The organism is Pedobacter nyackensis, from assembly GCF_900176505.1.
In the GTDB taxonomy this organism is placed as follows: Bacteria; Bacteroidota; Bacteroidia; order Sphingobacteriales; family Sphingobacteriaceae; genus Pedobacter; species Pedobacter nyackensis.
This window is the reverse complement of the sequence record NZ_FWYB01000003.1, coordinates 372,874-394,846: the sequence shown is the minus strand read 5'-3', so window position 1 is coordinate 394,846 and position 21,973 is coordinate 372,874. Positions and strand designations below refer to the sequence as shown.

Genomic DNA, 21,973 nt, shown 5'->3' with positions numbered 1-21,973 from the left:
AGGCTGCTGATATTTGGTCAGCAGCCTTTTTTAGCAATAATGATTATGGCAAAAAACAGACTTCTTACAATGCTTTTTTTGGCACTAATGGCCTGCTCAACAGTAATCCCCCTATCTGCAGAAGCACAAAAAAACAAAACAAAAAATATTCCTGTACAATTAAAGATCCAGAAAAACCTGAGTGACGACCAGCTATTAGACCTGGTGCAAAAACAGACCTTCAGATACTTCTGGGACTTCGGTCACCCCGTAAGTGGCATGGCCCGGGAGCGTAGTAATGCAGCCTTTGGTTATGGAGATGAGGTAGTAACTACCGGAGGGACCGGCTTTGGAATTATGGCAACGATAGTAGCCACAGAACGTAATTGGATCAGTCGTGACAGTGCATCTGCCAACCTCTTAAAAATGGTTAAGTTTTTAGCTAAGGCTGATGCCTATCATGGTGTATTTCCACACTGGCTTAACGGCGCAACAGGTAAAACTATTCCATTTGGCCGTAAAGATGATGGTGCTGATCTTGTAGAAACATCCTTTCTATTTCAAGGCTTACTAACCGCCAAGCAATATTTTAATGCCAATAACCAGGTAGAGAATGAGTTGAGGAATCGCATAACCTGGCTATGGGACGAAATAGAATGGGATTGGTTTACTAAAGGTGGAGAAGAAGTATTGTACTGGCACTGGAGTCCAAACAATGGCTGGGCTATGAATTTCCCATTAAGAGGGTACAATGAATGCCTGATTACTTATGTGCTGGCAGCCTCGGCAACAAGATATTCAGTACCAGCGGCAGTTTATCACAGAGGTTGGGCGCAAAGCAATTTCTTTTTGAATGGTAAGGAATTTTATGGCCACAAATTACCACTTGGCTTTGATAATGGTGGCCCATTATTTTTCTCCCATTATTCCTTTTTAGGATTAGATCCAAGAGGACTTAAAGACCGATATGCCGATTACTGGGAGCAAAATAAAAATCACACCCTGGTAAACAGAGCTTACTGTCTGGCAAATCCTAAAAACTACAAAGGTTATGGAACGAATTGTTGGGGATTAACCGCCAGTGATAGCTGGCAGGGTTATGCAGCACATTCACCAAACGAAGACCAGGGAGTGGTTACCCCCACTGCTGCTTTATCTTCCTTTCCTTACACTCCTGAATATTCTATGCAAGCGCTAAGGTATTTTTATGAAGATCTGGGACACAAAATCTGGAGTGAATATGGTTTTGTAGATGCCTTTAGCGAACACCACAATTGGTATGCAAAATCACACCTGGCAATAGATCAGGGACCCATTATTGTGATGATAGAAAACCATCGTAGTGGACTGCTGTGGAAATTGTTTATGAGCAGTCCGGAAATACAAAAAGGCTTACATAAACTGGGGTTCAATAGTCCCGCTCTAACCCCCTGATCAAAACGACACACAAGAAATAAACACACATAATGAAATCCTTATTTTTACTTTCCCTATCCCTGCTCCTAGTCTTTAATACTGGTTTGGCGCAACAGAAAAAAGCAGTTCCACCAGTTGTTCAAAAAATGAACACCTTTATCAACAAGCTGATGTCGAAAATGACATTAGATGAAAAGATAGGACAGCTCAATTTACTTACTGGTGGTGAAGCAACCACAGGATCAGTAGTAAGTACAGGTGTAGAACAAAAAATTAAAGCCGGACAAGTTGGAGGGATATTTAGTTTAACTACGCCTGCCCGTATCCGCAAGGCACAGGAAATTGCAGTTACGCAAACCCGACTAAAAATACCTATTATTTTTGGTCAGGATGTTATCCATGGTTACAAAACCACCTTCCCTATTCCACTGGCACTATCCGCTACATGGGATATGGAATTGATACAAAAAACAGCCCGTATTGCAGCTATCGAAGCTACAGCAGATGGGATAAACTGGACTTTTTCTCCAATGGTGGATATCTCAAGAGACGCACGCTGGGGTCGTATCTCTGAAGGTTCCGGAGAAGACACCTATCTGGGTTCAAAAATAGCCGCAGCAATGGTTAGAGGCTACCAGGGCGATGATCTTACCAAGTACAACACCATGATGGCCTGTGTAAAACATTTCGCATTATATGGTGCCTCAGAAGCAGGACGCGATTACAATACGACTGACATGAGTCTGGATCGTATGTACAATGAATATCTTCCACCCTATAAAGCTGCATTAGACGCAGGTGCAGGTAGTGTGATGACTTCTTTTAACGATATTAATGGTGTTCCGGCAACGGCAAACAAATGGCTGATGACTGACCTGTTGCGTAAGCAATGGGGCTTTAAAGGCATGGTTGTTACCGATTATACTGCTGTAAATGAATTGATCGACCATGGCTTGGGAGATCTGCAAACTGTTTCTGCCCTATCTTTAAATGCAGGTGTAGATATGGATATGGTTGGTGAAGGCTTTTTAACTACACTTAAGAAATCTGTAAAAGAAGGCAAAGTAAAACAGCAACGTATTGATGATGCATGCCATCTTATTTTAGAAGCTAAATATAAACTTGGCTTATTTGAAGATCCTTTCCGTTATTGCAACGAAGAGCGTGCAAAAACTGAGATTCTGAAACCAGAGCACCTCGTCTATGCACGCAAAGCTGCTACTGAATCGTTTGTACTTTTAAAAAATGATCGTCAAATCCTGCCATTAAAAAAATCAGGTACTATCGCTTTAATAGGTCCTTTAGCTAATACCGGTTCCAACATGCCTGGAACATGGAGCGTAAACAGTGACCTGGCTAATACTAAATCCCTATTACAAGGAATGCAGGCTGCAGCAGGAACTGATGTTAAGATCCTGCACAGTCTGGGTGCTAACCTGCTTGCTGATGCACAATACCAGGAAAGAGCTACCATGTTTGGTCGCACCATTCCTCGTGATAACCGACCAGAGCAAGAAATCATTAATGAGGCAGTAAAACTTGCATCACAATCAGATGTTGTAGTTGCGGCATTAGGTGAAAGCTCTGAAATGAGCGGTGAAGCGTCAAGCAGAACGGATATCGAGATCCCTGCAGTACAAAAACGTTTATTACAAGCCTTGCTTAAAACAGGTAAACCTGTCGTATTGGTATTATTTACCGGCCGTCCATTAGCCTTGAACTGGGAAAATGAAAATGTACCGGCAATTTTAAACGTTTGGTTCGGTGGTACTGAAACGGCAAATGCTATTCCAGATGTACTATTTGGCGCAGTGAACCCATCGGGTAAATTAACGACTACCTTCCCTCAAAATGTAGGTCAGGTTCCCTTGTACTATGCGCACAAAAATACTGGAAGACCATTGGAAGAAGGTAAATGGTTCAGTAAATTCCGCTCCAACTATCTTGATGTAAGCAATGCCCCGTTGTACCCATTTGGTTATGGCTTAAGCTATACTACTTTTGCCTATAGTAATTTAAAATTAAGTAAAAACAGTTTTAAACCAGGCGAATCTATTACTGCCAGCATCGAAGTAAAAAACACTGGTGCATTTGAAGGTAAAGAAGTGGTACAATTGTATATCCGCGACCTTGTAGGTAGCTCTACTCGTCCGGTGAAAGAGTTAAAAGGTTTTGAAAAAATCAGTCTGAAGCCAGGTGAAAGCAAAACAGTAAACTTTAAAATCACTGAAGAAGATTTGAAGTTCTACAATACAGACTTAAAGTTTGTTGCTGAACCGGGTGACTTCAAAATCTACATCGGAGGAAACTCTAGAGATGTGGTGGAAGCCGGTTTTTCTTTGAGCAAATAATACATTTTTAGCACAAATTAGCGCGCTCATTTAACGCTTTTTTTACGCTGTCCGATAAGGGCTTTGTAACGTTTCGGTTAGTGTTCCAGACATCTCCAATTAACACTCGATCTAAGTCATGTGATTACTCGGTGCAAACTATATCGCTGACCCTGTTTGCACCCTGTTTAGACCCTGTTTACACCCTGTTTAGATATAGCTTAACTCGAACGGTAATCAGCACCAAACCGGCCGCTTCCCTAACAAAGATTTACCATATAAAAAACACCCTTACAACAACAGATTTTATTGATTATTTTAGTAGTATGAACAGGCTCATTTTAACATACACCATACTCTTAATGCTTTTTGGTTTGAACAGTACAGCGCAAGATCTCACAAAGTATGACAGTGGTAATTTTATGAACAATAAGGATACCATTTCCTATAGAGTTCTGTTTCCCGAAAATTTTGATGCTGCAAAAAAATACCCGATACTATTTTTCCTCCATGGAGCTGGTGAAAGAGGCGGCGACAACGTAAAACAACTGACACATGGTGGTAAGCTATTCCTACAGGAAGATATAAGAAAAAAATTCCCTGCAATTGTTGTGTTTCCACAATGTGGATCAGACAGTTACTGGTCAAATGTTAACATTAAGCCCGATGCGAATGGCAAAAGGGTGTTCGTATTTCAGGAAAAAGGTGATCCCAGTAAGGCCATGGCTGCACTGCTGCGCTTGATAGACTTTTTTCTGGCGAAGCCCTATACAGATCATAATCGTGTATATGCTGCGGGGTTATCGATGGGCGGAATGGGCACGCTTGAATTGCTAAGACGTAAACCAAAAGTATTTGCTGCCGCTTTTTCCATTTGTGGAGGAGACAATGTAGCAAATGTACAGAAGTATAAGAACGTACCGCTCTGGCTCTTCCATGGAGAAAAAGACGATATAGTTCCGGTTGTTTGTTCTACAAATATTGCGGATCAGCTAAAGGTGTTAGATAAACCTGTTAAGCTCACCTTATACCCCAATGCAAACCACAACAGCTGGGACGCTGCCTTTGCAGAACCTCAATTACTGCCCTGGTTATTTTCTCATCATAAATAATTTACCATCTAAAGTATCCCTTTTACCTGGACAGTAACAGGCAGAAATGACAAGAGTTGGGATCTACCTCCGCAGAACCCAACTCATGTTGTTTTATTTTATAATTATAAATAGCTGAGCTACTTACTCTGCCATGTTGTGATAAACAGCCTGAACGTCATCGTCCTCTTCCAATTTATCAATTAGTTTAAATACATCAGCAGCCTGCTCTTCTGTAACTGCAGTTGTTGATAAAGCAATACGCTCCAATTTTGCGCTCTTCATTTCAACACCCAGATCTTCCAATGCTTTTTGCATCTTTCCGAAGTCCTCAAATGCAGTTTGAACTACAGCGATATCATTTCCTTCTTCATCAGCCTCCAGGTATAATTCTTCAAGACCAGCATCGATCAATTCAAACTCCAACTCTTCCAAATCTCTTTCTCCCGGTAAAAATCTAAAGATAGATTTACGGTTAAAGATGAAATCCAAAGAACCTGTTTTACCCAAAGTACCACCGGTTTTGTTGAAATAACTACGTACGTTAGCTACGGTACGGTTGGTATTATCAGTAGCAGTTTCGATCAGTACAGCTACCCCATGTTGACCATAACCTTCGTATACGTACTCTTCGTAACCATTCTCATCTTTATTTGAAGCACGCTTAATAGCAGCATCCACCCTATCCTTAGGCATGTTTACTGCCTTAGCATTCTGAATAGCAGTACGTAAACGCGAATTCGTGTCAGGACTCGGACCTCCGTCCTTAACAGCCATAACAATCTCTTTACCTATCCTGGTAAACTGCACGGCCATTTTGGCCCAACGCTTAAATTTTCTTTCTTTTCTAAATTCAAATGCTCTTCCCATTTTATTCTTTTATTTTTTTGTCGGTCGTCAACCCGAGTTTATTTCTTTAAGTTCTTTAACATATCCTCCGTCAATTTAGACAAGTTGAACTCAGGCTTCCAACCCCAGTCTTTCATTGCATAACTATCGTCGATAGAACGCGGCCAGCTGTTAGCAATATGCTGACGTGGATCATTTTCGGTGTAAGTTAGCTTAAATTCTGGAATATGTTTTCTGATTTCAGCAGCAAGAATCTCTGGAGTAAAGCTCACACCTGTAAAATTATAACTTGAACGAATAGAGATTTTACTGGCTTCAGCATCCATCAATTCGATTGTACCTCTGATGGCATCATCCATATACATCATCGGCAATTCCGTTGAAGCATTTAAGAAGGACGCATAGCTTCCCTTCAAAAGGGCATCATGGAAAATGTGAATGGCATAATCAGTAGTTCCACCTCCTGGAGCAGCCTTCCAGCTGATCAATCCCGGATAACGGATACTACGTACATCCAAACCATACTTCTGGAAGTAATATTCACACCAGCGTTCGCCGGCAAGTTTACTTATTCCATAAACCGTATTCGGATCCATTACGCAATACTGAGGCGTATTGTCCTTAGGGGAGTTTGGTCCGAATACCGCAATAGAACTTGGCCAGTAAACCTTAGCTGTTTTGTAGCTAATGGCCAGGTCTAAAATATTCAATAAACCATTCATGTTTAAATCCCATGCCAGTTTAGGGTTTTGTTCGCCTGTAGCGGATAACAACGCTGCAAGTAAATATACTTGTGTCGGTTTGTATTTTGCAAAGATGGTGTTCAGAGTATCCTTTTCAAGTACATTAACAAACTCAAAAGGTCCCGATTCCTTAATGTCATAATCAGGTCTGCGGATATCGCAGGCAACTACATTATTTTCACCGTAACTTTTACGTAAAGCGGTAACCAGTTCTGTGCCAATCTGGCCATTAGAACCTAATACTAATATTTTTTCACTCATAAATAATTTATGGATTTTGGCAAAGATAAATAAATGAACAAACCTATTCAAAAATGTTCATAGCAACCAAAATTTACAGCCCCTTATTTGAAGCTTTTAGCCATTTTATTTTTGATCGGATACATACGGATAAGTGATAAAATTGCTTTAGTAACAAAAACATTATATATTTACTTTACAGTGTATTTATGACACTAACTATTTTTTTTTGCTTAATATTACAAAACAAAGCGTAGTTAAAACACACGAAAACAACCTTAAAAACCGAATATGAACAGAAGAGAAGCAGTGAGAAGTGTTGCCTTTTTAATGGGCGGTGCATTATCGGCAACTACAATCGGCGTATTTCTGGAAAGTTGCAATTCAACATCCACCAAATCAACAGGCAGTTTATTTACCGAAGATCAACAAAAGTTGATCACTGAAGTTGCGGACATTATTATCCCGACAACCAGTTCTCCGGGAGCTAAGGCAGCAGGCGTTGGACCATTCATTGCGATGATGCTGAAAGATTGCTATCCCGAGGAAGCGCAAAAAGCCTTTGTAAAAGGACTTGAGGATTTGGAACAACAAGCCCAGGATGGATATAAAAAAACTTTCATTGAGCTAACTGTACCACAACGTCAGGAGTTACTAGGAAAACTTAGAGATGCAACCGTTGCCGCAACCAAAGTAGAGAAAGAAAAGCTTGAAGAGCTGGACAAACAAAAAACAGATCCTGAAAAAGCAAAATCTCAAACCGAGAACACCGGCACAATTTCGATACTCCCTAAGGATAAACCGAAAATGGAACCACGGTTCTTCTCTATCATCAGAGATCTTACCCTACTCGGTTATTTTACTTCAGAAGTTGGCGCCACTCAGGCTTATTCATTTGTTGAAATTCCGGGCCGCTACGATGGCTGTGTAGATTTAAAACCCGGTCAGAAAGTTTGGTCATAAACCCTTTATATAATATTAAATAATGAGCAATTTAAATGTTAAAGCAACTGCACAAAACACTTATGATGCAATTGTTGTAGGATCAGGAATTAGCGGCGGTTGGGCAGCAAAAGAATTAACAGAAAAGGGTTTGAAAGTTTTACTGCTGGAAAGAGGCAGGAACGTTGAACATATAAAAGACTATACCACGGCCATGAAAAAGCCATGGGAGTTTGAACATAGAGGTAAACTAACCGAAGCACAAAAAGCAACCCATCCGGTACAGAAAAGGGATTATCCTTATAGTGAATTTAATGAGAGCTTTTGGGTTAACGACGAGGATTGCCCTTATACTGAAGTTAAACGTTTCGATTGGTACCGTGGCTTTCATGTTGGCGGTAAATCGTTAATGTGGGGCAGACAAAGCTACCGCTTCAGTGACCTGAACTTCGAAGACAACCTTAAAGATGGGCATGGTGTAGACTGGCCTATCAGATATAAAGATATTGCCCCCTGGTACGATTATGTAGAGAAATTTGCAGGTATTAGCGGACAGGCTGAAAATTGGCCGGCATGCCCGGATGGTCAGTTCCTTCCTCCAATGGAAATGAATTGCGTAGAGAAAGAAGTTAAGAAACGTATTGAAGCTAAATGGAATAAATCAAGGATTATGACCATTGGCCGTACCGCCAACTTAACCGTTGAGCACGGCGGCAGAGGTAAATGTCAATACCGCAACTTATGTAGCAGGGGTTGTCCTTTTGGAGCATATTTCAGTACTCAGTCTTCTACCCTTCCCGCAGCCGTAGCTACAGGTAACTTAACCTTACGTCCCTTCTCCTTGGTAAACTCTATCATATATGATAAAGAGACCCAAAAAGCAAAAGGTGTAGTGGTTATTGATTCTGAAACAATGGAAACTACCGAATACTTTGCAAAGATTGTATTCGTAAACGGATCAACGCTGGGTACAACCTTCATTTTATTAAATTCTACTTCTGATGAATTCCCTGATGGGTTAGGTAATGGAAGTGGGCAGCTTGGACACAATTTGATGGATCACCATTTCCGTGCAGGTGCAAATGGCAGAATAGAAGGTTTTGAGGATAAATACACCTACGGAAAAAGAGCAAACGGTATTTATATTCCCAGATACAGGAATATGGGCAACGATAAGCGCGACTATCTAAGGGGCTTCGGATACCAGGGCGGCGGAAGCAGAGGTAACTGGCATGCTGATGTTGCAGAATTGGCCTTTGGTGGAGATTTTAAGGATCAGATGACTGTTCCGGGCGCCTGGACAATGGGCTTAGGCGGATTTGGAGAATCACTCCCTTATTTTGAAAACAAAGTATTTATCGATAAAAGCAAGAAAGACAAATGGGGACAACCTGTATTGGCTATTGATTGCGAGTTTAAAGATAATGAGCGTAAAATGCGTATTGACATGATGAATGATGCTGCCGAAATGCTGGAAGCTTCAGGAGCCAAGGATGTTAAAACCTTTGATAACGGTTCTGCTCCAGGTATGGCTATTCATGAAATGGGAACTGCCCGAATGGGTCACGACCCAAAAACATCTGTTCTGAATAAATGGAACCAGATGCACGAAGTGAAAAATGTTTTTGTAACCGATGGATCTTGCATGGGCTCTGCTGCATGTCAGAATCCGTCATTAACTTATATGGCTTTAACTGCCAGAGCATGTGATTTTGCAGTTAGCGAATTAAAAAAAGGAAACCTTTAATGGAAAATAGAAAGATTAGAATGGGGATGATCGGCGGTGGTAAAGATGCTTTTATCGGAGCCGTTCATCGTATTGCTGCAAATATTGACGGGCAGGTTGAATTCTGCTGTGGTGCATTGAGTATAAATCCGGAAACAGCTAAGGAATCAGGAACAATGCTGTTCCTTCCTGAAGACAGGACATACTTAAATTATGAAGAAATGATTGTGCAGGAAAGCAAATTACCTGCAGATAAACGCATAGATTTTGTAACTATTGTTACGCCTAACTTTGCGCATTTCGCTCCGGCAATGATGGCATTAGATCATGGTTTTAATGTGGTTATTGAAAAACCGATCACCCTATCACTTGATGAAGCTAAGCAATTACAACAAAAAGTTAAGGAAACAGGATTAACACTATGCTTAACGCATACTTATTCCGGTTATCCGATGGTAAAGCAAGCCAGACATATGGTTGCTGCAGGCGAACTTGGTGCCATCAGAAAGATCATGGTTGAATATCCTCAGGGATGGCTGAGCACACTTACCGAGCGTGAAGGCAATGCCGGCGCTGCCTGGCGCACGGACCCCACAAAAAGCGGAAAAAGTGGCGCAATGGGTGATATCGGTACGCATGCTGCACAACTGGCAGAATACATTTCCGGATTAAAGATTACTAAACTTTGTGCCGACCTGAACATTGTTGTTCCAGGAAGGGGTTTGGATGATGATGGAAATATGCTCCTTAAATTTGACAACGGTGCAAATGGGGTTTTAGTAGCCTCTCAAATTGCTGCCGGTGAAGAAAACGCATTAAAAATCAGAGTATATGGTGAAAAAGGTGGTCTGGAATGGCATCAGATGGAACCAAATACACTGATCGTTAAATGGTTGAACGAACCTGCACAGGTGTACCGTGCCGGACAGCCATATTTATCAGACATCGCCAAACACAATACCCGCGTACCGGGAGGCCATCCGGAAGGTTACCTGGAGGCGTTCGCTAACATTTACAGAAACTTTGTACTGACTTTAAGAACGAAGTTGCAAGGAGGTACGCCAACAGAGGCGATGTTAGACTTTCCGAACGTTGAAGATGGCGTAAGAGGAATGGCTTTTATTGAAAACGCAGTGGCTTCGAGCCAATCAGATCAGAAATGGTTTGATTTTAAAATATAATACATCATGACAACGATTAAAGGACCAGGAGTTTTTTTAGCCCAATTTATTGGAGACGAAGCACCGTTTAACTCTTTAGATGCAATTTGCGAATGGGCTGCCGGCCTTGGGTTTAAAGGAATACAAATTCCTACTCTGGATGCACGCTTCATCGATTTGCAGAAAGCTGCAGAAAGTAAAACCTATGCAGATGAGCTGAAAGGAAAAGTTCAGTCTTACGGATTAGAAATCACTGAACTATCTACGCATTTACAGGGCCAGCTGGTCGCTGTAAACCCGGCATACGATCTTGCATTTGATGCTTTTGCACCGGATGCTTATAAAAACAACCCAAAGGCAAGGACAGAATGGGCTGTACAGCAACTGAAATATGCAGCAAAGGCCTCACAAAACCTGGGTTTAAATGCCCACGCTACTTTTAGCGGTTCTTTGTTATGGCATATGTTCCATCCATGGCCACAACGCCCTGAAGGGCTGGTTGATGCTGGTTTTACCGAATTAGCAAAAAGATGGATGCCGATCCTGAACGAATTTGATACCTGCGGGGTAGATGTTTGTTATGAAATCCATCCGGGAGAAGATTTATTTGATGGCATCACCTACGAGATGTTCCTGGAAAAGGTAAACAACCATCCCCGTGCCTGCCTGCTGTACGATCCATCACATTTTGTATTGCAGCAACTGGATTACATCCAGTATATCGATTTTTATCATGAGCGGATTAAAGCATTTCATGTTAAGGATTCGGAGTTTAATGCAACCGGTAAGCAGGGTACTTTTGGCGGTTACCAAAGCTGGGCAAACCGTGCCGGAAGATATCGTTCTCCGGGCGACGGTCAGGTAGACTTCAAAACCATATTCAGTAAACTGGCACAATATGATTATACCGGATGGGCAGTAATGGAATGGGAATGCTGCATAAAAGACGCTCAGGTTGGTGCCAAAGAGGGCGCTGAATTTATCACAAAAAATATTATTAAAGTAACAGACAGAGCTTTTGATGATTTCGCCGCTTCGGGTGGAAATGACGATTTCAACAATAAGATTCTAGGTCTAAATCAATAAAAATTATAATGAAACACACACTATTTATCCTTGGCTGCTTCGTATTGGCGATGGCCTCATGTTCAAGTCCTGAAGACCGCGCTTCATCTGCAACAACTACTACAACAGAATCTACTGCAGATGCCCCTGCTAAAACTGAGACCCCAGCTCCGGCTGCAAAAACAGAAGGAGAAAAATTAATTGCAAAATCCGACTGTATCGGTTGCCACAACAAGGTACAGAAAGTGATTGGTCCTGCATATGTAGACATTGCGGCCAAATATCCATTAAATGACGAAAATGTAAATCATCTGGCAAGTAAGGTCATTGAAGGTGGAAAAGGAGTTTGGGGTGAAATACCAATGACGCCGCATGCATCTTTAAGTAAAGATGATGCAAAGCAGATGGTGACCTATATTTTAGGTCTCAAGAAATAACCTGTACACACAAACCAAAACCAACCAAATGAAAGAACCAAAAAAAGAGCAGGATGCTACGTCGAGACGTAATTTTCTAAAGACGACTGCCATTGCAGCTTCTGCGTTTATGATAGTTCCTCGCCATGTTTTGGGCGGAAGAGGATTTTTAGCGCCTAGTGACAGGCTAATTATTGCCGGTATAGGTGCCGGTGGTAAGGGCCAATCGGATATCGCAAGCTTTTACAAAAGCGGCAAGGCTGATATCGGGTTCCTTTGCGACGTGCACGACAGCAGAGCTGCTAATAGTGTAAAAGCATTCCCTAAAGCAAAATATTACAGGGATTACCGTGAAATGTTTGATAAAGAAGCTAAAAACTTTGATGCAGTTTCTATTTCTACACCTGATCATAGTCACGCTATACAAGCCATTGCAGCGATGCAATTAGGCAAGCATGTATATGTGCAGAAGCCATTAACCCATGACATTTATGAAGCCCGTGCTTTAACTGCAGCTGCAGACAAGTATAAGGTGGTAACACAAATGGGTAACCAGGGAGCTTCAAATGATGGCCCACGAATAATGAAAGAATGGTATGATGCCGGGTTAATTGGTGATGTACATACTGTTTATGCATGGACCGACAGACCGGTATGGCCGCAAGGTATTCCATGGTCGGCCAACAAAGCTCCGATACCTCCTGATCTTGACTGGGACTTATGGTTAGGTACTGCTCCTTACAAAGATTTTGTGAACAAGCTTGTCCCGTTTAACTGGCGCGGTTGGTGGGATTACGGAACCGGTGCATTGGGAGATATGGGTTGTCACCTGTTAGAAGCTCCTTTCAGTGTCTTAAATCTAAAGTATGCTACTGAGGTTCAGGCCAGCGTTGGTTCTGTGTATGTAGATGAGTTTAAAAGAGGGTATTTCCCCGAGAGTTGCCCACCTTCAAGCCATGTAACTTTAAAATTCCCTAAAACGAATAAAACTAAGGGCGACATTACAGTTCATTGGATGGATGGTGGTATACAGCCTGAAAGACCTGAAGAATTAGGTGCTAATGATACATTTGGTGACGGTGGCAATGGTACTTTGTTTGTTGGAACTAAAGGCAAAATGATGGCCAGCACTTACGGTGCAAATCCACGTTTACTTCCTTTGAGCAAGAATGAAAACATTAAAGTAGCACAAAAATTTGCTCGTGTAACTGGTGGCGCTGATGGCCACTACACCCAATGGGTTGAAGCTTGTATTGAAGGCTATGGTAAAAAAGAACTAAGCTCACCATTCTCAATCGCAGGTCCGCTTACAGAATCTTTATTGATGGCAAACCTGGCCATTAGAGGCACAGATATTCAGCGTAAAAATGCTGAAGGTAAGATCAAATATCCAGGCAGAAACATCAAATTACTTTGGGACAATGCCAATATGAGGATTACCAATTTTGATGATGTAAATCAATTTGTAAAACGCGAGTACCGCAAGGGCTGGTCGCTTGGGGTATAGAATTAGAGAAACAAAATAAAGGAACAAACAGCATGGATTAGGAAACAAGGATAAAAGACAAAATACGGACGAAAATTAGACACCCGGGTCTTTAATCCTTGCTCCTTAATCCTTAATCATAAAAAACATGAAGCAATATATTTCAGTAATCATATTAGCCGCAGTGATGACCGGCGGTGTTGCAAATGCGCAATCGAGCAAGAAAGGCTTTACTAAAATATTTGATGGTAAAACCACCAAAGGCTGGCATACTTACGGTAAAACTACTGCAGGATCGAAATGGATAGTACAAGATGGAGCCCTCCACTTTAACCCTAAAGGTGATAAAAATGGAGGCGGTGATTTGGTAACCGACAATGAGTACAGCAATTTCCATTTAAAAATTGACTGGAAAATCGCGCCTAAAGGTAACAGTGGAATCATTTATTACGTAAAAGAAGAACCGGCTAAGTACAGTCAAACCTATAGTACCGGTTTGGAGATGCAGGTATTAGATAACGAAGGTCACAATGATGGAAAAATCACTAAACACCGTGCTGCAGATCTGTATGACATCATTAAAAGCAGTTCTGAGCCTGTAAAACCTGTAGGCGAATGGAACACTGCAGAGATTATCTGCAAAGATGGCAAACTGGAGCATTACCTGAACGGTGTAAAAGTGGTATCTACTACTCTATGGAATGAAGAGTGGAAAAGCCTTGTTGCAGGAAGTAAATTTGCAAACTGGGCCGATTGGGGTACCTTTAAATCGGGAAAAATAGCACTTCAGGATCATGGAAATGAAGTTTGGTACCGTAACATCATGATTAAGAAGCTATAATAACCAACAGATATAAAGAAACAATCAACCAAATATGAATTTAAACAACCGCATCAAATTATCAACGATGATGTTCCTGGAATTTTTTATCTGGGGCTCATGGTTTGTTACCATGGGAACTTACCTGGGTAAAAATCTATTATCAGACGGCGTACAAATCGGATCAGCTTACAGTACACAATCATTGGGAGCCATTATAGCTCCGTTTATTATCGGTTTAATTGCCGATCGCTTTTTTGCAGCACAGAAAATTCTGGGCTTTTTACACCTTGCCGGCGGTATATTATTATGGTTTGCCTCAACATCGTTAAACTTTGAGAGTTTCTTTCCATTTATACTAGGGTATATGATCGCCTACATGCCTACCCTCGCCCTGGTTAATTCCATTTCGTTCAAACAAATGAAAGATCCGGGCAAAGAATTCCCTTCCATCAGAGTATTTGGTACGATTGGTTGGATTATTGCCGGATTGGCGATAGGCTGGTTAAACTGGGAGCAGGAAGGCAGTCTGGTGATGACCTTTAAAATGGCATCAGTGGCTTCCATCATATTAGGACTTTTTAGTTTTATATTGCCACATACACCTCCGGTTAAAAAAGGAGAAAAAACTTCTTTCGGAGATATCATCGGGTTAGATGCGATTGGATTGTTAAAGAACAAATCGTACTTAATGTTTTTCCTTGCATCAGTAGCGATTTGCATACCATTGGCTTTCTATTATAATTTCACCAACCCCTTCCTCAATGAAGTTGGGATGAAATCAGCAGCCGGAGTGCAGTCCTTGGGTCAGGTTTCTGAAACCTTATTCATGTTATTGATGCCTTTATTTTTCGTTCGCTTAGGGGTTAAAAAAATGCTGGCCATCGGAATGTTTGCCTGGGTAGTACGTTATTTATTCTTTGCCTTTGGTAATGCCGAAGCTAACTACTGGATGTTAATTGGCGGAATTGTATTACACGGTATTTGCTACGATTTCTTCTTTGTTACAGGTCAAATTTATACGGACAGACTGGCAGGCGAACGCTTTAAAAGTGCAGCTCAAGGTTTTATCACCTTAGCTACTTATGGCGTAGGTATGCTATTTGGCTCTATCATTTCGGGAATGGTGGTTGATAAATATGTAATTGATGGCGGCCACGACTGGCATGGCATATGGGTTATCCCTGCGGCTATTGCGACTGTAGTTATGGTATTGTTTTTAATCTTCTTTAAAGACAGCAATAAACCAGCCAGCGAAACTGTTAAATAATTGATGATGAAGTCAGAATTAAGCAGAAGAACTGCACTTAAAAACATCGTTGCCGGAACCGCCGCTTTAGGCGTTTCGGCAGCAATACCTGCTTTTGCTTTCGAAGCACCTACAACGACTATGTTAAAAGGAAACATAAACCACTCAGTATGCAGATGGTGTTTTGGAAAAATGGAGTTAGATGACCTGTGTATTGAGGCAAAAAAAATAGGCATCAAAGCCATTGATCTTGTTGGTCCTAAGGACTGGCCAATTTTAAAAAAACACGGACTGCATTCTTCTTTATGTAATGGTGCTGAAATTAATTTAGTGGATGGATGGAATGATCCAAAGTTTCATGCTACACTGATTAAGAACTATTCGGAGATGATCCCTAAAGTTGCTGAGGCAGGTTATACTCAACTGATTTGCTTTAGTGGCAACAGACGTGGTAAAGATGATGAAACAGGGCTAACAAACTGTGTTGAGGGCTTAAAACAAGTGCTTCCATTAGCTAAAAAGCATGGGGTAGTATTGGTAATGGAGCTTCTGAATAGCAAAGTAGATCATAAAGATTATCAATGTGACCATACTGCCTGGGGAGCTGAACTAGCTAAAAGACTAGGTTCTGAAAACTTCAAACTTTTATACGACATTTATCACATGCAAATTGATGAGGGGAATGTAATCAGCAATATTAAAACCTATCACCAGTACATTTCTCATTACCATACTGCCGGAGTACCGGGACGGAATGAGATTGACGAGACACAGGAACTGAACTACCCTGCTATTATGAAAGCTATTATTGCTACCGGATTTAAAGGTTTTGTAGCACAGGAATTTATGCCTAAATATGCAGATAAATTGAAATCATTACGAGATGCCGTAAATATTTGCGATGTTTAATACAAATCATATGAACTCAAGAAGAACTTTTATCAAACAAGCGAGCCTTGCAGCGGCAGGTACGATTTTATTACCATCCTTTGCCTGCAGCGCTGCTGGAAAAGGAAAAAATGTAGGTATCCAACTATACACATTAAGGGAACAGATCCCTCATGATGTAAAAGGGGTAATAGAAAAAGTAGCCAAAGCAGGCTACAAAGAGGTCGAAACCTATGGCTATTCAAAAGCCGGTGGTTTCTGGGGTTTGGACGCGAAATCCTTTAAAAGTTTACTCAAGTCAAATGGTTTAACATCACCAAGCAGTCATTTTGGTTTTGATGATTTCGTAACAACGGGTAACAAAGAACTTTTAAAACCTTTAATTGAAGGTGCAGCGGCTATTGATAATCATTATTTCACCATTGCTTATTTAGGTGAGCCAATCAGAAAAACACTTGATGATTACAAAAAAGTTGCACAGCGCTTAAATGAAGCTGCTGAGTTGGTTAAACAATCAGGATTAACATTAGCTTATCATAACCACGCTTTTGAATTCCAACAGTTTGATGGCGGTACTACAGGCTATGAAATTTTATTAAATGAGGCCGACAAAAATCTGCTCAGATTTGAAATGGATCTGTATTGGGTAGTGCGTTCAGGAAATGATCCTGTTGCCCTGTTTAATAAATATCCGGGACGTTTTGTGATGTGGCATGTAAAGGATATGGATAAAGCCAACCACGGTATCAATACTGAAGTGGGTGCGGGAACTATTGATTTCAAGAACATTTATAAACATGCCAAGCAGGCCGGGCTTGAACACTTAATTGTTGAGCAGGAGAACTTTTCAAAGGATCCTTTTGTAAGCATTAAGCAAAGCTTCGATTATGTAAACCGTGAACTGATCTAATAAGAAATATTCTTAACAAGATATTGGGGAGTGGTCGTGAAAAGCCACTCCCCTTTTTTATGATTGAAAAAATACCCATATTTGGGAACTTATTATTTCACCATAAATACAATTGATAAATAATTAAATACAAGTAAAACAACAAATTAAAAGATGAAAATTGCAGTAGTTGGAGCCACCGGTCTGGTAGGCACCGTAATGTTAAAAGTATTAGAAGAGCGTAACTTCCCGTTAACTGAATTGATCCCTGTAGCCTCTGAGAAGAGTGTTGGTAAGGAAATCACATTCAAGGGTAAGAAGTACGCTGTTGTAAGCATGGATACTGCGATTTCGATGAGACCTGATATTGCGTTGTTTTCTGCAGGTGGTAGCACTTCTTTGGCCGAAGCTCCTCGTTTCGCTGAAGTTGGCACTACAGTGATCGACAATTCATCTGCATGGCGCATGGATCCGTCGAAAAAGCTGGTAGTACCTGAGGTAAATGCAAGTGAATTATCAGCTGATGATAAAATCATTGCCAATCCGAACTGTTCTACTATCCAGATGGTAGTGGCTTTAAAACCACTTCATGATAAGTATAAAATCAAACGTGTAGTAGTTTCAACTTACCAGTCGGTAACCGGAACAGGTGTAAAGGCTGTTGAGCAGTTGATGAATGAGCGTAAAGGTATTACTGATGGTCCTATGGCTTATGCTTACCCTATCGATTTAAACGTAATCCCTCAGATTGATGTTTTCCAGGATAACGGATACACTAAAGAGGAGATGAAAATGATATTGGAAACTCAGAAGATTATGGGCGACAACAACATTAAGGTTACGGCTACTACAGTACGTATCCCGGTAATGGGTGGTCACTCTGAATCAGTAAACATTGAGTTTGAAAACGATTTTGACGTAACTGAAGTGAAAAACCTTTTAGCAAACACTGAAGGTATCATTTTAGTTGATGATCCGGCAAACCTTAAATACCCTATGCCTAAAGATGCGCATGAAAAAGATGAGGTATTTGTTGGTAGAATCAGACGTGATGAGTCATTACCAAATACATTGAACATGTGGATCGTGGCAGATAACCTACGTAAAGGTGCTGCAACAAATGCTGTTCAGATTGCCGAATACCTTGTAAAAAAACAATTGGTATAATTTATTCCAAGCAATCTAATAACACTACGGCCATCATTCTGACATCAGTTCAGGATGACGGCCGTTTTAATTTTAAAGCATATGCCTAAAAGATCATTATTGCCTTTTTTCTTCCTGATGTTCATCATCAGTTTTTCAATTGCACAAACGCCAATACAGAAACTGGAAAAGGCTTATCGCGCTTTTCAAGCAGACCCTCAAACCAAATATGCCATTACCTCACTTTGCGTTTTAGACGCCAATACAGGCAAACCACTTTTTACACATAATGAACAGGTTGGTTTGGCTACAGCATCAACATTAAAAGTCATTACTGCTGCAACAGCATTTAGCATGCTGGGTAGTGATTTTCAATTTCAAACGACATTGGCCTATACCGGTAATATTACGGCAGACGGAATTTTGAAAGGAGATCTGGTAATTATAGGGGGCGGTGATCCAACCTTAGGTTCTGATCGTTATCTGAATAAAGAAAATGTGGTGCTTAGCGAATGGGCCGCAGCAGTAAAAAAGGCCGGCATTAAAAAAATTGAAGGAGCCATTGTTGGTGATGACCGAATTTTTGGCACACAAACCACGCCTGAGGGTTGGATCTGGCAAGATTTGGGAAATTACTATGGTGCGGGCACATCTGGCTTATCCTGGCGTGAGAATCAGTTTGATATCCATTTAAAACCGGGAGCCAAAGCGGATGATGAGGTAAGAATATTAAAAACAGTTCCCGAAACGTCTTACTTAAAAATTGTCAATGAGCTTAAAACAGGTGCATCGGGCACGGGCGACAATGCTTATCTTTTCTTAGCACCTTATGGCACTACCGGCTATTTAAGAGGAACCTGGGGAATTGGAATTAATAAATCAGCTATTTCTGGGTCGCTCCCCGATCCGGCGTATGATTGTGCATACCGCTTACAGGATACCTTAAAACAAGTAGGCATCATCGCTACCCAGCCTGCAACAACTACACGGATCATGGCTTTAAATAATCAACCAATTGCAGCTATTACGCAAAAAATCAGCACTATAACTTCCCCAACGCTGGCTGAGATCTCCTATTGGTTTTTAAAAAAGAGTATTAATCTATATGGCGAAAACCTATTGAAAACAATCGCCATAAAATCAGGAAAAGTAGCTAATACGAATAAAGGAGCCGAAACCGTTATTAACTTCTGGGCAGATAAAGGCATTGATAAAAATGCTATGAATATCATTGATGGAAGTGGCTTATCCCCTTCCAACAGGGTCACTTCTATGGCTATTGCCAATGTTTTATTTCAGGCTCAAAAAGAAAGCTGGTTTGGCGATTACTACAAAAGTTTTCCCGAATATAATGGCATGAAAATAAAAAGCGGCACCATAAATAGTGTCTCCGCTTTTGCAGGCTACCATACCAGTACAGCCGGCAATAAATACATCATCGTTATTAATATCAACAACTATTCGGGTTCAGGGATTAACAACAAACTATTTACCGTATTGAATGCTTTAAAGTAATTGGTAAATTGCGTCCGTTTCCCCGAATTTATAATCCGATAAACATCTGTTAAATGAAGAATATCCTTTCTGTATTGTGTTTTTCCCTTCTGAGTGGTGCTGCTTTTGGTCAGACCTCTGTTTTAAAAAACACAACTGCTATCGAGGCCGTAACCCCGTTAAACACTCCTACTGAAATAGCCATTATACCGGAACCTGTAGCGATTGTTAAAAACCAAGGCCATTTTATATTACCGGAAAATGTAACCATACAATGTCCGGCAATGCCCGAGACCAAGCAACTCCTGGCTTTTTTACAAGAAAGAATTTCGGTACCTACCGGTAGGTATGTATCCGTAGTAAATAATAAATCAGCAACAATTAGTCTTTCGCTGAATGAAAAAGCAAACCATACCATCGGAGCAGAAGGTTACCAGTTAACAGTTACTCCACATCACATCACCATAAAAGCGAATCAACCTGCAGGATTATTTTACGGTATCCAGAGTCTACTTCAATTATTCCCTGCTGCTATTGAAAGCAAGGAGGCTGTTGATGGTATAACATGGAAAGCTCCATGTGTTGAGGTAACCGATTACCCCCGCTTAGGCTGGAGAGGATTAATGTTCGATGTTGCGCGCCATTTCTTCACAAAAGAAGAAGTAAAACAATACATCAACGCCATGGTACGCTATAAATACAACCTGCTTCATTTACACCTAACGGATGATGAAGGCTGGAGAATAGAGATTAAAGGCTTACCGAAATTAACAGAGATAGGTGCATGGAGTGTAAAGAAAGTAGGCGAATTTGGAAATTTCATTCCTCCTACTGCAGATGAGCCTCGCAACTACGGCGGTTTTTACACACAGGAAGACATTAAAGAACTGGTACAATATGCAAAGGACAGATTTGTGAACATTATGCCCGAGATTGACGTACCGGGGCATAGCCTTGCCACAATCAGTTCTTACCCTGAACTGTCATGTACTCCAGGTGCCGAAAACTACCACGTCCGCTCTGGTGAACGCATTATGGACTGGTCGAGGGGAGCCCCTCCTACGGCTTTGGTAGACAATACGCTTTGTCCTGCGAATGAAAAAGTCTACTCTTTTCTGGATACGGTGATTACTCAGGTTGCTGCGCTTTTCCCATTCGAATACATTCATATGGGTGGCGATGAAGCTCCTTTCAATTTCTGGGAGAAAAATGAAGCCATCAAAGCATTAATGCAAAAGGAAGGGCTAAAAGATATGCACCAGGTACAGGGTTATTTTGAAAAACGAGTACAAAAGATTGTAGCGTCAAAAGGAAAGAAATTTATAGGCTGGGATGAGATTCTTGATGGTGGCTTATCACCGAGCGCAGCAGTAATGAGCTGGCGTGGGATGAAATATGGCATTGAGGCCGCTAAAAAGGGCCATGAGGTAGTAATGAGCCCTAGCACTTATGCTTACCTGGATTATATGCAGGCCGATGCAATAACGGAACCAAGGGTATATGCTTCGCTTCGTTTAAGTAAAGCTTACGAATTTGAGCCGGTTCCGGCGGATGTTGACCCTAAATACATCAAAGGAGGCCAGGCTAACTTATGGACAGAACAGGTATACAACATCCGTCAGGCTGAGTACATGACCTGGCCAAGGGGAATGGCCATTGCAGAATCCGTTTGGTCGCCAAAGGAGAAAAAAAACTGGCCCAACTTTTTTAACAGGGTTGAGCAGCATTTTAAGCGACTGGATGTTGCGGAGACTAAATATGCACCAAGTGTTTACGATCCTATATTTAAAGTAAGCAGATCAGCTGATAAGCAGCTATTGATCGATTTGAGTACTGAAGTAGCTGGATTGGATATCTATTACAGTTTCGACAACTCTTTCCCGGATAGTTTTTACCCGAAATATACAGAGAAACTTACACCTCCAAAGGATGCAACTATGTTAAAGGTGATTACCTACAGAGGAAAGACGCCAGTTGGCAGGATGATGAATATGCCGATTGAGGAATTGAACAAAAGAGCAGGAAGAAAATAGTACTAACAGGA

Annotated in this window: 18 protein-coding genes; 16 read left to right on the top strand and 2 right to left on the bottom strand. The window is 41.1% G+C overall.

Annotated elements, in window-relative coordinates:
- Positions 1–45 precede the first annotated feature (45 nt).
- From B9A18_RS09670 to B9A18_RS09660, 3 genes are all read left to right on the top strand, one after another.
- Positions 46–1,413 (top strand): glucoamylase family protein, encoded by a 1,368-nt coding sequence (locus B9A18_RS09670; protein ID WP_235005280.1) that lies wholly within the window; start codon positions 46–48, stop codon positions 1,411–1,413.
- 32 nt (positions 1,414–1,445) lie between these two features.
- On the top strand, positions 1,446–3,746 hold the full coding sequence (bglX, locus tag B9A18_RS09665; RefSeq protein WP_084289065.1) for a beta-glucosidase BglX: 2,301 nt from the start codon (positions 1,446–1,448) through the stop codon (positions 3,744–3,746).
- A 305-nt stretch (positions 3,747–4,051) separates the two neighbouring features.
- The gene (locus tag B9A18_RS09660; RefSeq protein WP_084289064.1) at positions 4,052–4,837 is read left to right on the top strand and encodes a carboxylesterase family protein; all 786 of its coding nucleotides are present in this window, start codon (positions 4,052–4,054) and stop codon (positions 4,835–4,837) included.
- 123 nt (positions 4,838–4,960) lie between these two features.
- Here the strand turns inward: B9A18_RS09660 and B9A18_RS09655 are convergent, their stop codons facing one another.
- Together B9A18_RS09655 and B9A18_RS09650 are read right to left on the bottom strand one after the other, a co-directional pair.
- Positions 4,961–5,686 carry a YebC/PmpR family DNA-binding transcriptional regulator gene (locus B9A18_RS09655; protein WP_084289063.1) on the bottom strand — a complete coding sequence of 242 codons (726 nt, stop codon included), beginning with the start codon at positions 5,684–5,686 and terminating at the stop codon, positions 4,961–4,963.
- 38 nt (positions 5,687–5,724) lie between these two features.
- Positions 5,725–6,669, bottom strand: a complete 945-nt coding sequence (locus B9A18_RS09650) for an NAD-dependent epimerase/dehydratase family protein (protein WP_084289062.1) — start codon at positions 6,667–6,669, stop codon at positions 5,725–5,727.
- A 270-nt stretch (positions 6,670–6,939) separates the two neighbouring features.
- Here B9A18_RS09650 and B9A18_RS09645 point away from each other — a divergent pair, with 270 nt between their 5' ends.
- The 13 genes from B9A18_RS09645 to B9A18_RS09585 all read left to right on the top strand — a co-directional run bounded on the left by B9A18_RS09645 (position 6,940) and on the right by B9A18_RS09585 (position 21,962).
- The gene (locus tag B9A18_RS09645) at positions 6,940–7,611 is read left to right on the top strand and encodes a gluconate 2-dehydrogenase subunit 3 family protein (protein ID WP_084289061.1); all 672 of its coding nucleotides are present in this window, start codon (positions 6,940–6,942) and stop codon (positions 7,609–7,611) included.
- 22 nt (positions 7,612–7,633) lie between these two features.
- Positions 7,634–9,337, top strand: coding sequence for a GMC oxidoreductase (locus B9A18_RS09640; RefSeq protein ID WP_084289060.1), 1,704 nt, complete (start codon positions 7,634–7,636; stop codon positions 9,335–9,337).
- On the top strand, positions 9,337–10,497 hold the full coding sequence (locus B9A18_RS09635; protein WP_084289059.1) for a Gfo/Idh/MocA family protein: 1,161 nt from the start codon (positions 9,337–9,339) through the stop codon (positions 10,495–10,497). The genes B9A18_RS09640 and B9A18_RS09635 overlap by 1 nt, the downstream gene beginning before the upstream one ends.
- A gap of 6 nt (positions 10,498–10,503) precedes the next feature.
- Entirely contained in the window at positions 10,504–11,562 is a 1,059-nt protein-coding gene (locus B9A18_RS09630) for a sugar phosphate isomerase/epimerase family protein (protein WP_084289058.1), read from the top strand.
- 8 nt (positions 11,563–11,570) lie between these two features.
- The gene (locus B9A18_RS09625) at positions 11,571–11,978 is read left to right on the top strand and encodes a c-type cytochrome (protein WP_084289057.1); all 408 of its coding nucleotides are present in this window, start codon (positions 11,571–11,573) and stop codon (positions 11,976–11,978) included.
- Between the two features lie 28 nt (positions 11,979–12,006).
- Positions 12,007–13,464, top strand: coding sequence for a Gfo/Idh/MocA family protein (locus B9A18_RS09620; protein ID WP_084289056.1), 1,458 nt, complete (start codon positions 12,007–12,009; stop codon positions 13,462–13,464).
- Positions 13,465–13,591: 127 nt separating this feature from the next.
- Entirely contained in the window at positions 13,592–14,284 is a 693-nt protein-coding gene (locus B9A18_RS09615) for a 3-keto-disaccharide hydrolase (RefSeq protein WP_084289055.1), read from the top strand.
- A gap of 34 nt (positions 14,285–14,318) precedes the next feature.
- Positions 14,319–15,533 carry a nucleoside permease gene (locus B9A18_RS09610; RefSeq protein WP_084289054.1) on the top strand — a complete coding sequence of 405 codons (1,215 nt, stop codon included), beginning with the start codon at positions 14,319–14,321 and terminating at the stop codon, positions 15,531–15,533.
- Positions 15,534–15,536: 3 nt separating this feature from the next.
- Complete coding sequence (locus tag B9A18_RS09605) at positions 15,537–16,421, top strand: hydroxypyruvate isomerase family protein (RefSeq protein WP_317048230.1); 885 nt, start codon at positions 15,537–15,539, stop codon at positions 16,419–16,421.
- 10 nt (positions 16,422–16,431) lie between these two features.
- On the top strand, positions 16,432–17,310 hold the full coding sequence (locus tag B9A18_RS09600; RefSeq protein WP_084289122.1) for a sugar phosphate isomerase/epimerase family protein: 879 nt from the start codon (positions 16,432–16,434) through the stop codon (positions 17,308–17,310).
- Positions 17,311–17,463: 153 nt separating this feature from the next.
- Positions 17,464–18,456 carry an aspartate-semialdehyde dehydrogenase gene (locus tag B9A18_RS09595; protein ID WP_084289052.1) on the top strand — a complete coding sequence of 331 codons (993 nt, stop codon included), beginning with the start codon at positions 17,464–17,466 and terminating at the stop codon, positions 18,454–18,456.
- Positions 18,457–18,537: 81 nt separating this feature from the next.
- Positions 18,538–19,950 (top strand): D-alanyl-D-alanine carboxypeptidase/D-alanyl-D-alanine endopeptidase, encoded by a 1,413-nt coding sequence (gene dacB / locus B9A18_RS09590; RefSeq protein WP_084289051.1) that lies wholly within the window; start codon positions 18,538–18,540, stop codon positions 19,948–19,950.
- 53 nt (positions 19,951–20,003) lie between these two features.
- Positions 20,004–21,962, top strand: coding sequence for a beta-N-acetylhexosaminidase (locus B9A18_RS09585; RefSeq protein WP_084289050.1), 1,959 nt, complete (start codon positions 20,004–20,006; stop codon positions 21,960–21,962).
- The last annotated feature ends 11 nt before the right edge of the window (positions 21,963–21,973 follow it).